11 protein-coding genes are annotated in these 15,608 nt (G+C 58.4%); 1 reads left to right on the top strand and 10 read right to left on the bottom strand.

The window, feature by feature from the left end; translation table 11 throughout:
* Positions 1-33 precede the first annotated feature (33 nt).
* Positions 34-1,176, top strand: a complete 1,143-nt coding sequence (locus JSS27_02375) for a hypothetical protein (protein ID MBS0207777.1) — start codon at positions 34-36, stop codon at positions 1,174-1,176.
* Positions 1,177-1,380: 204 nt separating this feature from the next.
* Here JSS27_02375 and JSS27_02370 read toward each other — a convergent pair whose 3' ends face one another.
* From JSS27_02370 to JSS27_02325, 10 genes are all read right to left on the bottom strand, one after another.
* Entirely contained in the window at positions 1,381-1,944 is a 564-nt protein-coding gene (locus JSS27_02370; GenBank protein MBS0207776.1) for a hypothetical protein, read from the bottom strand.
* On the bottom strand, positions 1,938-2,810 hold the full coding sequence (locus tag JSS27_02365; GenBank protein MBS0207775.1) for a helix-turn-helix domain-containing protein: 873 nt from the start codon (positions 2,808-2,810) through the stop codon (positions 1,938-1,940). The genes JSS27_02370 and JSS27_02365 overlap by 7 nt, the downstream gene beginning before the upstream one ends.
* Before the next feature lie 652 nt (positions 2,811-3,462).
* A complete protein-coding gene (gene cadA, locus JSS27_02360) occupies positions 3,463-5,652 on the bottom strand; it encodes a cadmium-translocating P-type ATPase (GenBank protein ID MBS0207774.1) in 2,190 nt (729 codons plus the stop codon).
* Positions 5,653-5,726: 74 nt separating this feature from the next.
* Complete coding sequence (locus JSS27_02355; GenBank protein MBS0207773.1) at positions 5,727-7,289, bottom strand: TolC family protein; 1,563 nt, start codon at positions 7,287-7,289, stop codon at positions 5,727-5,729.
* A gap of 128 nt (positions 7,290-7,417) precedes the next feature.
* Positions 7,418-7,831 (bottom strand): RND transporter, encoded by a 414-nt coding sequence (locus tag JSS27_02350; protein MBS0207772.1) that lies wholly within the window; start codon positions 7,829-7,831, stop codon positions 7,418-7,420.
* Positions 7,832-7,877: 46 nt separating this feature from the next.
* Positions 7,878-8,570: an ABC transporter ATP-binding protein gene (locus JSS27_02345; protein ID MBS0207771.1), complete on the bottom strand. Its 693-nt coding sequence runs from the start codon at positions 8,568-8,570 to the stop codon at positions 7,878-7,880.
* 4 nt (positions 8,571-8,574) lie between these two features.
* Entirely contained in the window at positions 8,575-9,795 is a 1,221-nt protein-coding gene (locus JSS27_02340) for an ABC transporter permease (protein MBS0207770.1), read from the bottom strand.
* Between the two features lie 65 nt (positions 9,796-9,860).
* Positions 9,861-10,604 carry a hypothetical protein gene (locus JSS27_02335; protein MBS0207769.1) on the bottom strand — a complete coding sequence of 248 codons (744 nt, stop codon included), beginning with the start codon at positions 10,602-10,604 and terminating at the stop codon, positions 9,861-9,863.
* Between the two features lie 82 nt (positions 10,605-10,686).
* Complete coding sequence (locus JSS27_02330; GenBank protein MBS0207768.1) at positions 10,687-13,833, bottom strand: efflux RND transporter permease subunit; 3,147 nt, start codon at positions 13,831-13,833, stop codon at positions 10,687-10,689.
* A gap of 21 nt (positions 13,834-13,854) precedes the next feature.
* Positions 13,855-15,597, bottom strand: coding sequence for an efflux RND transporter periplasmic adaptor subunit (locus JSS27_02325; protein ID MBS0207767.1), 1,743 nt, complete (start codon positions 15,595-15,597; stop codon positions 13,855-13,857).
* Between the last annotated feature and the right edge of the window lie 11 nt (positions 15,598-15,608).

Below are 15,608 nucleotides of genomic sequence, written 5' to 3'. Positions count from 1 at the left end.
AGACCTGCCAAGCATTTTGGAAGGAGCCGACGAATGAGCGAGTATCAGCATATCGCATTTCGTGCTATCGATCGTCCGGTCAGCGAACAAAATCTTCAGTACATGCGGCGGCAGTCGACGCGTGCCACGATTACTCCATGGTCATTCGAGAACGAATATCACTACGGCGACTTTCACGGCAACCCCATGGAGATGCTGCGTCTCGGCTACGACATTCACTTGCACTATGCGAACTTTGGAATTCGCAAACTGCTGATCCGCCTGCCACACGGTTTACCGGACAGCAAAGCGGCCCAGCCCTACCTTGGCAAGGACGCTCCGCGTCTTCTGAAGGACAAGGTGGGAACGGGAGTAATCCTCGCGATCGAACCATTCCATGAGCCTGGCGATCTCGACGAAATATGGGAAGTCAGCGCAGTTTTTGGTCGGCTGGTCCCACTTCGTGCCGAGATACTCAATGGCAACTTGCGTCCGCTCTACTTGGCTTACATGGCGATCGCTTGCGATATGGAACACGATCCAGAAGAGACGGTCGAGGCGCCGGTTCCGGCAGGATTAGAAGACCTCTCGGAAGCGCAGCGAAGTCTCGCCGAACTTTACGGCCTCAGCGACGATTTGATCGCCGCCGCTGCTCAGGAGGCGCCGGCTATGCCAGCAAGTGCGGAACCATTGGCTGGCTATTCCGAGTGGCTTTGCGACCAGCCGGCGACGATGAAGGACGGCTGGCTGGCCGCATGGATGGCGGACACCGCCTCGTCCGCGCGAGTTGAAATATTGGCGAAGTACAGAGCCGATTCCGACTTGTCAACTTGGCCGACGGCCCGCCCGAACCGTACGGTTGCCCAGCTTCAGGCCGCCGCGGCCAAGATTGCCGATGAGGCCAAGCAACGCGCCGCGGCCGATGCCACGCTCCGGCGGACTCAACGGCTCGCTAAGATGGCGACCAATCCCGCCGCAACGCTTCGCGAAATCGAAAAGTTGGTCTCTACACGAACAACGGTTGCTTATCGGCGCGTCGCCGAACTACTGTCCGAACTCCGCGAAGTGTTGTCTGGCAGCGAGCAATCGGATCTCGCGGAAAAATATGCGCAAAAGCTGAAGTCTCAAAATCCAACGCTTCGCATGCTGACTAGCGAACTCCGCCGGCAAGGGTTTGTGCCAAATCGATGTGGCTGAAGCGGCAGGCTCCTTTGGATAATGCGATAGCCCAGGACTTTCGGAGCAAGCCATCGACATCGCCGCGGAAGGAACTGTAATGGTACTCAACGGACAGCGACCATCGTGACACTTCGGCACGCGTGGACTGTCGCTGCGCGAACGCCAACTGTTTATCATTGAGCGGGCCGCCAACCGCCTGGAAGACCACGTATTGATATTCGCTCACGACTCGCCCCGTAGCTCTGCCAGTTCCTTGTCACAAATAAACCCAACACGGTCGGCAATTTGCATGTTGTCAGCCCACTTGACAGCCTCGTCACCACCAGCGGCCTTGACGGCACGAATTACCGGCTTGAGACACTGGCTGATCTCGTCGGTCATCAATCCTTCGTCGCTGCATTCGACTTGATAGCTGCCGTCTTTCATCAGCTTGAGCGCAAGCGACTTCGCGTCCGCAAGCTGGCCCAGCTCGACGAGCAGCGAGAGCCCCTTCTGAACTTCGGCATAAGCTTGCCAATCCACATCGAAGTTGTGGTTCATCATGCGCTCATCGAAATCGGTCGCACGATCGACGGCGGACGACACGTCGGCGACGAGTAGATCCACTGGCTTTTCGATCGTCAACCGATCGTCCAATTCTCGCGCGACAACGGCGTGCTCCCTGGCGATCGCCAAGATCATCGCGACCAACTCCACCTTCGTCCGATTGTGAAGCTCCTTTTCGATCAGCGGAAAGCGGCCGCTTTTCGCGGGCTTGCGAGGTTTCTTCGTTCCTTTCTTCACCACGTCGGCAGTCCTTTCTTCATACGCCGAGTGGCTTTTGCCGCGTCAAATTGCGCGGGGTCAAACGAACCGTTCCACTCTAGGAGTTCGCGGTACTCGCTGTGATTCGGATTCGTGATCGCCTCGACATAGTCGGCAAAACCGTAAACACCGCCAACATCTTCCGGCGGACAAGCTCGCTCTCCATCGATACAGCGCGGGTATTTGGCTCCCGGTTCGGATTCCGTCACCTTTTCAAGGACGACATCGTGTTGCCAGCCGTCTCCAAAGTCATACTCGTAGCCCATCCGCAGTTTGGAGCCGTGCTTGGAAACTAGGTCGCTTATTTGAATGTTACTGTAGTCGATCGCACCAAAGTGATCCTTCATGAATCGTGGATCGGTGTACCGGGCACCCGCGATCTCAAACTGGTGTAGATGCGAATTCGTCCAACCCATCGCGGTTTGAATCAACTCGTGCAGTTTTTCAAGCGTTACGTCCTTCGTCTCAATCCGCCGCCAGATCGCCGGATCAGCGTCTCGCAAGACGATCTTGAAACGATAGACCGCCGCCTTGCCGTCGCTGGCCTGTTCAAGGTGGCGCGCGTCCGGCCAGGCAAGAGTCCACTCCCTGACCGTACGAGTGATGCGTTTGCCTCTCCATTTTGGGATGGCATCGTCTACGACCAAAATCTCAATGGAACGTGGAACGCCTGACTGTCGTCGAATGAGCCCTTTCCTTTCGAGCGTCTTCATCATTTGGTTCACCGACGGTGGCGAGACGCCTATCGCGTCGGCAATTTCCGACTCCGCCGGCGGCAAACCGAAGCTATCCGTATACGCGTGAATGTACGCGAGATATCGCCCTTGTGTGGGTGTCACTTCCGCCATCGCAAGAATCCTTTCGCTCCACCTCCGCGGACGCACATTAGGAAGATTTTACGACAGATACTCGTTCTGGTGAGTGAGGGCAGTCTTCGCGGGGTGTCGTCTCGCTGGTGCGCATGATGACTCGGTCATCACAAAGTGATCGGCAGGGCCGACGAATGTTCCAACACCGACATGGCGGCGATGGTAGTCGGCATCTGCCGATTGTCGCGAAACTGGCGGCTAGGCTTGAACTCCGCAACTCCTTTGTTATTAAACGGTTGCGATGAAGTCGCCCACCGCCCCGCCAATTCCGATTGGACTCTTGGACAAAGCCCAAGTGAACACAAACCGGGCGCAAAGCATTGCCGCCAAACGAGAAAAAGCCCACCGCCGGAAAGAACGATGGGCTTTCTGTCTCATCAAGTCGGGGCGACAAGACGGCTATTGAACTTTTTATCGCTGGTGTCCGGGGTTGGGAAGGTCATCTGCGACGGCAAATGGAGGATGGTAAGTCTAAACTGGCGTGATGGTTGCGTTCATCTTTTGCATGCCGCACGTCGGTGATGAAATCGTAGATCGCCAGCCGCTGGCCGACTAGGGCTAAATGAAGAATCGGACAACTTCGCAATTCACTGGCGTCGGTTTCTCTGTGCAATTCTTGTTCTCCATGCAATCACACAGACTGGGGTGAACGCAACAGGCGCAGCCCATTCATGATCACCAGCAGTGAAGCGCCTGTATCGGCCGCGATTGCCGTCCACAGCGACGAATAGCCAGCAAATGTCAGAACGACAAAGATAGCTTTGACAGCCAACGAAAACCCGATGTTCTGCCGAATGATTGCCAGTGTGTGGCGCGAGTGCCGAATCAGCCAGGGGAGCTTGGAAAGGTCGTCGGACATGAGCGCGATATCGGCCGTTTCAATCGCCGCGTCGCTTCCGGCAGCACCCATTGCGATGCCGAGCGTTGCGCGGCCCAACGCCGGGGCGTCATTCACACCGTCGCCGACCATCGCAACCCTACCGTACTTGGCGACAAGCGATTCCACCGCTGTCACCTTGTCCGCAGGCAGGAGTTCGGCGTGAACTTCGTTCACTCCGGTCTCACGGGCGATGGCATCGGCAGTTCCCCGGTTATCCCCGCTGAGCATGACGATGTGCTTTATACCGGCATCGCGCAACGCCAAGAGCGTCTCTTTGGCTCCGGGCCGCACTGTGTCGGCGAGAGCGATGAAGCCGCAGACGTGATCCGCATTTCCAATCACCACAACGGTGCGGCCCTCTGCCGACAGCGCCTCCAGCCGCTGGTGAACTTCCTTCGTTTCCTGGCCGCGCTCTTCCAGATAACGGTGCGACCCCAGCCAGTAGTCCTGCCCGTTGAAGCGGCCGGTCGCGCCTTTGCCCTGGACGATCTGGTACCCCTGCGCGGGCTGGACCGCAATGCCGCGCTGCCGGGCATAGGCTATGATCGCGCGAGCTAAAGGATGCGTACTCTGCGCTTCCAACGCGGCGGCTCGTACAAGGAGTTCTTCCTCGTCGTGGCCACTGAGAGGCACGACCTCCACAACCTGGGGCTTGCCCTGCGTCAACGTGCCAGTCTTATCCAGGGCGATGGCTTCCAATCGAGAAGGAGCTTCAACATACAGCCCGCCCTTGATGAGTACGCCGTTGCGAGCAGAGGCGGTCAGCGCCGCCACAATGCTCACCGGTGTTGAGATGACCAGGGCGCAAGGGCAGGCGATAACGAGTAGAACGAGTGAACGGTAGAACCAGTCCTGCCAGGCCCCGCCGAAGAGGAGCGGTGGAATGATCAGCACGGTTAAGGCTAAGGCCATGACGGCGGGCGTGTACACGCGGGCGAATTTTTCCACCCATTGCTCTGATGGTGCGCGCCGGGACTGCGCTTCCCCTACCAGCCGGATGATATGGGCCAGCGTCGTATCTCCGGAGGGTTTGGTGCATTCGACTGTCAGTGCACCGTCGCCGTTGATCGTCCCGGCAAAGACTTCTTGACCTGCGGTCTTTGGAACCTGAACGCTTTCACCGGTGATAGGTGCCTGATTGACTTCGCTCGCTCCGCTGAGGACGCGACCGTCCAGCGGAATACGTTCACCCGGCCGCACCAGGAAGTTCGCCCCCACGGTCACGCTTTCCGGCGATACCTCTTCTTCACCACCGTCCGCTCTTACAAGTCGCGCAGTCGGCGGCGTCAAGTCCATGAGGGCTGCGACGGCCCGTCGAGCGCGGCCCACGCTCCAAGACTCCAAGGTCAACGACAGGGCAAAAAGAAACGCGACGGTGGACGCCTCGAACCATTCGCCGATGACGACCGCACCCACTACGGCCACCGTCATCAGAAGGTTCATGTCGGGGCGTAGCCGCCCGGCTGCGAACCACGCCTTCGGCAGGATGTACCAAGCTCCGGCAAGGATGCCCATTCCATAAAACACGCGCACAGCGAGAGGAACGGCATGTGCCACACCATTTCCCTCCGAACCGAGCGCAGACTGAAATCCGCCAGCAGTCCACACATGCACGAGGAAACCCAGCGCCGTGAAAGCACCGCTTGCCGCCGTGAGAACGGTGCGGCCGCGACGTTGCCAGAAGCCTTCATCCATCAGTTCCGCCGCGTTCTCCTGCCAGTCCTCGGCACGCATACCCGTCCGCGCTACCGCCTGCCGAACGGCTTCGGATGAAAAGTCTGCGAATGCCGGCGCAACGGTCATTCTGCCATTGAGTATGTCAAAGCTGAGGTGATCCTCGCCGCCGACGACTGGCCCTATCTCACGCTTTAATACCGCCACTTCCTCCGCGCAATCCATGCCGTGAATCTTGAAGGCGAAAGTGGGTGACCCCTTTACCATCGTGCATACTCCCGAGTTGCTCTCGGCGGAATCGCTATCACGGCTTTGTCCTTGTGTCCAGCAGGTGCATTCAATCACCGTCCAATCTGCGCTGCGGGCAGGAGTTGTTTGGTTGCCTGATCCTGGACATCTTGCAGGAGCGCGCGCTGTCGCTGACTACCGCCCGGTTGGCTCTGAATGGCTGAACCAATCGCCGCCGGATTCAGTCCGCCGGTTAGTTGCATTCCCGTGATCTCCACTGCGACTTTGTGTGCTTCGGTAATTGCTTCAATGCGTGCGATTTGACTCTGGGCATAGGCCTCTTGAGCGGTCAGAACGTCACGAAAGCTGATTTCGCCTCCTTTGTAGGCCGTCATGGTCAGCTTCAGATTCTCTTCCACGGCCGGGAGAATCGACTCCTTGAGCTTGTCGGCCTGAAGGCGGCTGGTTTTGTATCGCCGGAACGAGTCCGCCAATTGATCTCGCAGGACCAGTTGAGAACGCACGATGTCCGCTTGATCGGCCCGAATATCTGCCGACGCCTTGTCGATGTTTCCCTGATTGCGGTTGAAAACTGGCAACGGCAGTGCCACCAGTGTGCTTGCTGTCGTTGATTGAGTCACGCGGTCGTAATCGGCCACCACTTGCACGGTGAAGTTCGGTTTGGCCTGTGCGCGTGCTTGACGCAGGACGGCCATTCCGTGATCCAACTCTGACTGCGCCGATCGAAGCTGCGGGCTCTCGTTCAGCATCCTCTGCCATTCGGTTTCAAGGTCCAGGACTGGAATGTTGTCGGCTCCGGTATCCGATACTTCCGATAAGGGTAAGGTTGGCACGCCAACCATCGCCGCCAGTTGCTCCCAAGCGGCCTCCAGCCGGTGAGTCGCTTCTGCCACCCGGATTCGCGATGTCTCGACGAGGACGCTGGCCTGGAGAACGTCTGTTCTCGAAGCGGTTTTCGCGTCGAAGAGACTCTGCGCCGCTTCAAGATGCTGGCGCGCGAGCCGCACCAACTCTTGGTTGACGGTCACCTGGCGCTGCGCACCCAGCACTTCGTAGTAGCGAATCTTCACGTCGTTCAATACACGGATTCGCTGCGATTGTTGGTCCCACTGTAATCTCTTGATTTCCTGCGAGTTTGCCGCCTGAGCCAGCGGAATCTTTTTGGCGGTCACGAATTCCTGGCTAAAGAACATGCCGTTCGATTGCTTGGGAGCCGTCTGATTTGCGGTCGTGTTCAAGTATCCAACTTGCGGATTGGGATAGAGCCCGGACTGGCGGTATTCTCCTCGCTGCTGGTCAACTGCGGCTGCTGCTTGGGACAGCGTCGGATTGTTGCCCATTGCCAGGTTTTCAAGATCAGCGAGGGTCATCACACCCGACGGAATAGTTTCGGAAGCGAGTTCGTCGAATGCATCCGTCGCGGCGGCAGGAGGGACTGGAAGGTCTTCCGCTCCGACGAGCCGAATTTCGCTCCCCGTTGACGCCACGTGTTCGCTGCCGTCAACTGCATCGGAACGAGGACTGGCCAACTCGGTATGCTGGCTCGCAGCCGGTGCCGGCACTTTTGCAACACGGTGAGATGACGTTTGGGCGCATCCCGCCGTAAACGCAATCACGCTGAGTGATAGCGCTCCCAAGAGATTTCGATCGCGCACGATGTCACCCTCCCTGGAATTGGCATGGATCGCTTGGGATTCCATTCCGGCGATCCAGTCCGTAAAAGTCCTTGGCCGCTCCCCCTTTGGGCGTGGCTCGCAATCCGTTCATAAGGGCACAATCCCGCTCAACCTTCCGGCGTAGGCGGCTTCTTTCCGAACTTGGCCTCGTACTGGGCCGCAAACTTGGCTTGCAGTTCGGGATGGCACTTGAAGCACTGTGAATCAGGGCGGTCGTGCTCTTTGCACCAATCGCCCTTCTTTTGAAAGTCTGCCGCGAGTTTTGTGTTGCACTGACCGCAGACTTCCTCTGGGACGCCATGTTCGTTGCACCACCAGCCATCGTGGCTATGGCCATCCTTCTTCGCTTGGTGGTCATGGCCGTCGCCTTCGTCATGCTCATCGCCATCCTTGTGGCCCGGATGGTCGGCGTGCCCCGATTTCGCAGCCTTTGTCGGCGCGGCGTTTTGGCTGCACCCCGCGAGGCCGTAGCTCGTGGCGATCAGGCATACCAGCAACAGGTTCTTACTCATCAGATTCATGGACAGGTTCCTTTCGTTGGAGAATGGACTTTAGGGGTCAACAGGCTTAGGCGACCTTTTTCAGAGTGGGTTCGACGGCATCGGCGATTCTTCCGTCGGCCAAACAGAGCCGTCGGCTCGCCCGCGCCGCCGCGGCCGGGTCGTGTGTCACCATCACGATTGTGCGGCCCTCGCGCACGAAATTGTCGAACATCGAAAGCACTGCTTCGCGGCTGTCGGGATCGAGGTTGCCCGTTGGTTCGTCGGCCAGGATCAGTCGCGGATTGTTCGCCAGGGTGCGAGCCAGTGCGACCCGCTGCTGCTGGCCAGTGCTTAGCTCGCTTGGCTTGTGCTCAATGCGGCTTCCGAGTCCGACTTGTTCCAAGAGCTCGGTCGCGCGGGCCTCCTGATCGGACTTGCTGATACCGTGCAGAAACAGCGGGATCTGGACGTTTTCCAGAGCCGTGAGATACGGCACAAGGTTGAACGTCTGAAACACGAAGCCGATGCGCTCGCGCCGCAGGCGGGTTCGTTCGGTAAGCGGCAAGTCGTAGAGCGACTCGCCGTCGAACAACACTTTGCCGGCGTCTGGCGACAACATACCGCCTAGCATCGACAGCAACGTGGTTTTGCCGCTTCCGCTGGGACCGACGACTGCGACATACTCGCCGTGAGCGATGTCCAGCGAACATGCCTGAAAGGCGACGACTTGATGCTGCCGCCGACGATAGACCTTGGTGATGTCTTGCAGATGAAACATGATGTTAGACCTCCTGGAAACAGCAACAGGGATCGAGCTTTGCCGCAGAGCGGGCCGGCCACAGTGCGGCAAGGGTGGTGATGGTAACGGCGGCCACGACGGCGAGTGCGATCAGGTCTGGCAATGGCCTTACCGTTACGCCGATCCACTGTGAACCGAGCCACATGGCAACGAACAACCCAAGGACGCAGCCGCTTGCCGCTCCCAGGATGCCCAATACCCACGCCTTCAGCAGAAACATACGGGCGATGAGATTCGGTGTTGCTCCCAGTGCCATCAATGTGCCAATTTCACGTCGGCGTTCACGGACGTTGGACGAGATCGTGCTGGCAACACTTGCGCCGCCGACAATCGCCAGAATGCCAAGCACAATCAGCGACATTTGGCTCATCAGCCGATTGACGCCCACTTGCGTCGAGACGACTTGCGAAATGGTCACCACCTTGGCGTCGGGCAGCAGTTCGGCTAGCCGTGGAACAAGTCCGCCCGCTGCGTCCTCGCAGCAACCCATGACTTCGATCGCGTTGACGACCTCGCCGGCATTGCTCAGCCGCTGGACGGTGTGCAAGTGCGCGAAAACACGCGAGTCATCGACGGTGCCAGTGCGCGGTAGCACGGCAAGCACTTGCAACTTTTCGCCGAGCAATTCGATCTGCTTTCCGGGTTTGAGGCCGGAAAACTCGGCGATGTCGGCTCCGATCACGGCCTCGTTGTCCTTCAACTGATCGATGGTCCGTTCACTGGCGAGCGACTCCGGCGCGGCGTCGTAGGTCTTCGGGCCGCACGAGGCTTTTTTGCATCCTTCGTGTTTATTGCTGAACAACGAAACGGATTGCCACGCGGCCTTCGCTTGGAACTCGCTCTGAGGCAGGATGCCCGTCAGCGTCACGTCGCGATCCGCGACTTTCGCGGTGATGCAAAGTTTCGGCGACAGCCGCTCCACGCCCGGCAGGTTCTCCAGAAGGATGCTGGAAACATGCGACTCCGGCAGCGTGCGTTCGGTAAGGTCCGCTGAATAGTAGTCCTGCAAGGTCGAGTCCTTGGGCAGCACAAGCACGTTCGCGCCGAGTGACTGCAACTGTTGCCCGACCTCCCGCTCGGAGAAGACGGTGACGTGACGAATGGCGGTGAGGGCAGTTACGCCCAGAAGTATCGTCAGCGTGCTGGTGAGCATGGCCGAAGGCCGCTCAGCCAGCTCACGCCAGACGAGGGTTTTGAGATTCATGGTTTCTTCCTTGAAAGGCAGGGTTCACAAGTTGTATAAGGGATCAGTAAGCGAGGCATCGCTTTTTATCGCCTCGTGCCGGAAGTTGGTTGACTTGCCGCGCGCTGCGGCTGCTGATGATGCTTGCAGTTCGGGTCGTCGCAGCACTTGCCCGCCTTTGCCAAAGCGGCAGCGATCTCATCTTTTGACGCGGCAGCGTCAAACTTTCCCACCATCATTCCGGGCGGAGCCAGTAGGACTGTGTGAGTGATCTTGGCCTTGGGATCGATCTGCATCTGACCGATGAACTTCGCTTCCTCGGGAGCGGCTGCATTGATGCTGGCCGTGACGATACGGTCCTTAAAATGCGGGTCGCTCTGGAAATCCTTGACGGCGACTGGTGCCGGGGACTTCGCGGAGCCTTGCACCGTGACAAGAACAAGCTTGTTTTTTTGCAGGTTCTTCATTGTGAACATCATCGCCGGCGTGACGAATGCGTCGGCCAAGGTCTCGCCGGTCACCTTCTGGGCGAACATGCCGGTAATCGCACCGTTTGGGGCGATTGCAATCGCCATCGGCATCGGGGCTCGGCTCACGCCATACGCCGCGATCAATGCCTGTTCGGCAGGATTGCTGACCTGGACATAGGCAACGACGGACTGTTCAGCCTTGTCGGCCAAGGCTTCCTTCAGCGTCGTCGCCATTGCATCTGTGGCGGCATCCTTTTGTTTGTAGAACATCAGAAACGTGTACTTGCCGTCCTTGGCCGCTTGGTCAAGGGTTGCCTTGGCTCCCCCTGCTGTCGCTTGTTTCGACTGCTGCGCGTACATGGGTGGGGCCGTGATAGCGCTGCAAATTGCCAACATGGACACCCACAGAATTCCATTTCTCATTTCTCGATCCTCCTGACGATTAAAGGTCTCCAGTCGAGCCCACCAAAACCGGTTCGGCGGGCATTCCTTCGTGATGCTCCTGCCGCTCGTGGCGAGCGACGGGAGCGTTGAACAGCAGATACAGAACGCGAAGTACGAGCAGCGACATGATCATCGCTCCGATGACCCCACCAATCACGACCGTGGCCAAGGGGCGCTGAACTTCCGCTCCCATCCCTTCGCTGAATGCCATTGGCAGAAAGCCCAAACTGGCAACCAGCGTCGTCATCAACACCGGGCGAAGGCGAGTGATTGCCGCCTGCGTTACAGCGTCATCGAGAGACAGCCCCTTTTGCCGAAGCTGACGGATGTACGAGACAAGGATCATGTCATCGAGCACGGCGACGCCGGACATGGCAATGAAGCCAATGCCGGCTGAGATTGAGAACGGCATGTCTCGCAGCCACAGGGCGAAGATGCCGCCAACCCAGGCGAAGGGAATGCCCGTGAACACCCGCAGGGCATCGACGACGTTGTGGTACGTCATGTAGAGCAGCACGAAGATCAACACGAGCGCCAGCGGGACGACAATCATCAACCGGGTTTGGGCACGCTGCATGTTCTCGAACTGGCCACCGTATTCCACTCGGTAGCGGGCTGACGGCAACGAAACCTTCTCCCCGATTTTTGACCGTGCCTCGGCGACGAAACTTCCCAAATCCCGCCCTCTCACATTGGCGGTGATCGTGATTCGCCGCTGGCCCCATTCGCGTGTGATCGTGGACGGGCCTTCGACAATCTCGACTGCCGCTAGCCTCGACAGCGGAATGCGTTCTCCTTTGGGAGTTGAGATTAGCATGTTGCCGATGGATAGCGGGCTTTCCCGGTATTGCTCGGGAAGCCGTACGATCAATGGGAAGCGAAGCTGCCCTTCGACGATCTCTCCCACCGGCTTACTGCCAATGGACTGGACCAGGTCAAGCACTTCCTGTGCTGACACGCCGTAGCGGGCAATCTGATCTTGATTCACCTTGATTTGTAGCATCGGCTGACCGGTGACTTGCTCGACGGCAACATCTGCGGCACCTTCGATGGAATTAAGCGCCCGCTCAATCTCCTGGGCCTTACTGACGAGGATGGTGAAGTCGTCGCCGAAGAGCTTGACGCCAAGGTCTGCGCGCACCCCGGATACCATTTCATTGATCCGCATCTCGATGGGCTGCGAGTAGGCGAGCCGCTGTCCCGGCATGTCCCGCAGCGCTTTGTCGATGAGTTCGGTGAGATCAGCCTGCGTCCTTGCCTTTTTCCACTGTGTACGTGGCTTGAGAGTGATGAACGTGTCGGTGAGTTCGACGCCCATCGGGTCCGTTGCGACTTCGGCCGTACCGATACGACTCCAGACGTTTTCGATTTCGTCAGGAAAGGTGGCGAGCAGCACTTTCTCCATTTCCGTGTTATAGCGCACCGATTCGCTGAGATCAGTTCCCGCCAATCGTACCACGCCAATGGCAATCGCCCCTTCTGAGAGCCGGGGCACGAACTCGGAGCCCAAGTTCGGGGCAATCATCCCGAACGCCAGAATCAGGACACTGGCGGCAAAGCCCATCACCGCCAACTTGTGGTGCATCGCGAACTGGAGGATCGGGTAGTGAATTGCATGGGCAATTCGCATCAGGAATGGTTCATGCTCCTCAACCTTCTTTGGCAGGAGCAAGCTCGCCAGCACCGGCATCAGCGTGAGCGAGAGAACCATCGACCCCATCAGGGCGAAAATGACCGTGAGTGCCATTGGCCGAAACATCTTTCCCTCGATCCCTTCCAGCGTCAGGATCGGCAGGTAGACGATCATGATGATGAGTTCGCCGAACATGGTCGGTTTGCGAACTTCGACGGCAGCATCTCGAATGATGTCCAATCGGCTCTTACCGCTATTAGAGTCGTGTGCCAGATGCCGCACACAGTTTTCGATCATCACCACGGAGCTATCGACTACGAGTCCGAAGTCGATGGCACCGAGACTGAGCAGGCTGGCCGCAATCCCGAAGCGATACATGCCGGTGAAAGCAAACAGCATCGATAGCGGAATGGCCAAGGCCACGATGGCAGCCGCCCGCAAGTTGCCCAGAAAAGCGAACAACACGGCGACGACGAACAGGCCACCCTCGAAGAGGTTCTTTCGCACCGTGTCGATCACGAAGTCAACAAGCTGGGTGCGGTCGTAAACCGGCTTAACCTGCACGTTGGGGGGCAGATTGGACTCCAGCGTCTTCAGCTTCTCCTTCATCGCCCACGTGACTTCGTGACTATTCTCGCCCATCAGCATGAAGCCCAGGCCGAGTACAACTTCCCCCTGGCCGTTGGCGGTTACGGCACCACGGCGGATTTCGTGCCCAATGACGACATCGCCCACATCGGACACACGGATCGGTACGCCGTCCTTGGCATGAATGACAATCTGCCGAATCTGCTCGATGTTTGTGGTCCGTCCAAGCCCTTGAACGAGCAGCATGCCGCTCGGTTGGCTGATGTTGCCGCCGCCGACGTTGAAATTATTCTTCTGGACTGCTGCAATGACTTGGTCGAACGTCAGGCCGTGCTTAATCAGGCGGTCGGGGTTGAGACGAATCTGGTACTGCTTGACGTACCCGCCCCAACTGTTGATTTCCGCCGTGCCGGGAACCGTTTTCATCGGCGGCTTGACTACCCAGTCGTGGATCGTTCGCAGTTCCGTTACATCCGTTCCCTGGCCGGTCACGACGTAGTGGAAAACCTCTCCCAGGCCCGTGGCCACCGGGCCCATCTTGGGTCGCTCAATGCCTTGCGGCATCTCGACCGACGCCAGGCGTTCATTGATGAGTTGCCGGGCGAAGTAAATATCCACTCCGTCCTTGAACACGACGACGACCTGCGACAGCCCGAACTTGGAGATGGAGCGCAGTTGTTCCAATGCCGGCAGGCCGCCGATGGCTTGCTCGATGGGAAACGTGATTTGCCGTTCGACTTCTTCCGGCCCCAGCGACGGCGCAATCGTATTAATCTGCACTTGCACCGGCGTCGTGTCCGGGAAAGCATCAATGTCAAGATGCTGCAAGGCGAACACGCCGGCGACAGCGGCAGCCAACACGCCCAGGATGACCACCATCCGGTTGTGCAGGGAAAAGTCGATAATCCGATTGAGGAAGTCCATGACAAGCCTCCGTTCCTTCGCTTAATGTTCGTGGCAGCCGCAACCCGCACCGAGATTGCTGCGAAGTAGCTGAGCAAGCAGGACGTTACTTCCCTTGGATGCAATGACTTCCCCCGGCAAGACGCCAGCGAGGAGTTCGACATACTGATCATCGCGTGCACCGATGCGAACCTGCCGCACATGAAAGAACTTCGGCGACTTTTCGTCGAAGTAGTTCTTGTCGCGCACGAAGACGAATGATGCGTCGGGCGTCGATTGCACGGCATCACGAGGCACGACGATGGCGTTAGGTTCTTCGCGGAGGATGATCCGGCCGGTGCCAAACGTCTTGTCCTGGAGTGCGCCATCTTCGTTTGCGACGGCGACTCTGACCTGCATGGTGCGGGTTTGTTCGTCAACGGCTGGGCTGATCCACGACACTGTGCCCACTACCAACTGGTCGCCGTTGTCGGCGCGAAACCGGACTGATTGGCCGCGCCGAACGTACTTGGCGTCCTCCTGGCGAACATTCAGGATGAGCCACATCCGGTGAGGATCGCTGACGGTGAACAGGGACTTCGAGGTATCGACGACTTCTCCTGCGACGACCTGCGATGCGATCAGCACTCCTTTGTAGCGGGCGCGAACGGGGATCAGGTTGGCGGTTTTTGTTCCCTCTGGAATCGACGTGAGTGCATTCTTGGGTACGCCGAGAAATCGCAAATCATCGGCGAGTAAACGCGCGTCGCGATCTTCTATATCTTCGGGCAGGTCGAAGCCAAGGTTCGCAAGAGCCTGGCGAGCGGCGATAAGAGCGACTTCGGATTCCTGGAGGGCGGCTTCAGCTTCGATCAACGACTTTTGAGGGAGCGCACCATTCGTCGCAATCGGTTTGAGGCGTTCTACGGTGGTCTTTCGCAGCTTATGCTGCACCACGGCTTGCAGAAACTGTGACTTCGCTTGTCCGACCTGGTTGGCGTCAATCAGCGCCAGCACGTCGTCCGCAGCCACTTCGTCGCCGATCATTTTGAAGACTGCCGCGACACTGCCGGGAACTCTCGCTGAAAGATGTCCTACGCGGGTTGGATCAAACATCAGTTCGCCGTTGGCGGTGATTGCATCGAGAATCGGACGTTCTTGCACCACGTCCACGTCGATCCCCGCCTTGGTGACGCTCTCGGCGGACGAAAACTGTACTCGGCGGGAGTGCATCGTGTTGCGGCTGTTATTTTCAGGTCGGGCAACGAGTGAGATCGCTCTCACTGTGTCGTACTTGGGAAGCTGCGGATCACCCTTCACCTGCGCGAGATCCGGGTGATGGATTACGCACTCAGCGACACCGTGCTCCCGGCAAAAGCCTTGCGGCTTGTCTTTCGGAAGCAGATCGGTACGGCACTCGATGCACGCAGTTTCCGGGACGAGATGTTCGGCACACCAGTCGTCGGCTGCGACCGGCGCGGTTCCCATGAGGGAAGACATTTTCGGCAGCTTCCAGCCGGTGTGATGCCCGAGGTACATCACACCGCCCAGGATAGAAAACACCACGAGGTTAGGCACGGTATTCAAAGCCGCCATCCACCAGCGACGGCGTGGCCTTGGCACGGTTTGGGCTTCGGCCTGTGGCAGACCGCCCACAGGGCGCGGCGGGGCCATAACGGTTGCAGACATACTCTCTCCGAAAGTGAAGGGTGATTTCCCGACCGACAGCAGCACGAAAACGGTCGTGCAGCGTGATCGAAGACACGGCTGAGAACGTCGAGCGAGGATGATGATCGCGCGGATCATCGACTCAGCGC

This window comes from Planctomycetota bacterium (genome assembly GCA_018242585.1).
Lineage (GTDB): Bacteria > Planctomycetota > Planctomycetia > Pirellulales > PNKZ01 > JAFEBQ01.
The sequence above is the reverse complement of the archived record's forward strand: the minus strand, read 5'-3'. Positions and strand labels throughout refer to the sequence as shown.

Excerpts from the sequence above, each read along its gene's own strand:
- JSS27_02375 (MBS0207777.1), top strand. The coding sequence starts at position 34 with ATGAGCGAGTATCAGCATATCGCATTTCGTGCTATCGATCGTCCGGTC.
- JSS27_02365 (MBS0207775.1), bottom strand. The coding sequence starts at position 2,810 with ATGGCGGAAGTGACACCCACACAAGGGCGATATCTCGCGTACATTCAC.
- cadA (MBS0207774.1), bottom strand. The coding sequence starts at position 5,652 with ATGGTAAAGGGGTCACCCACTTTCGCCTTCAAGATTCACGGCATGGAT.
- JSS27_02350 (MBS0207772.1), bottom strand. The coding sequence starts at position 7,831 with ATGAATCTGATGAGTAAGAACCTGTTGCTGGTATGCCTGATCGCCACG.
- JSS27_02345 (MBS0207771.1), bottom strand. The coding sequence starts at position 8,570 with ATGTTTCATCTGCAAGACATCACCAAGGTCTATCGTCGGCGGCAGCAT.
- JSS27_02340 (MBS0207770.1), bottom strand. The coding sequence starts at position 9,795 with ATGAATCTCAAAACCCTCGTCTGGCGTGAGCTGGCTGAGCGGCCTTCG.
- JSS27_02335 (MBS0207769.1), bottom strand. The coding sequence starts at position 10,604 with ATGTACGCGCAGCAGTCGAAACAAGCGACAGCAGGGGGAGCCAAGGCA.
- JSS27_02330 (MBS0207768.1), bottom strand. The coding sequence starts at position 13,833 with ATGGACTTCCTCAATCGGATTATCGACTTTTCCCTGCACAACCGGATG.
- JSS27_02325 (MBS0207767.1), bottom strand. The coding sequence starts at position 15,597 with ATGATCCGCGCGATCATCATCCTCGCTCGACGTTCTCAGCCGTGTCTT.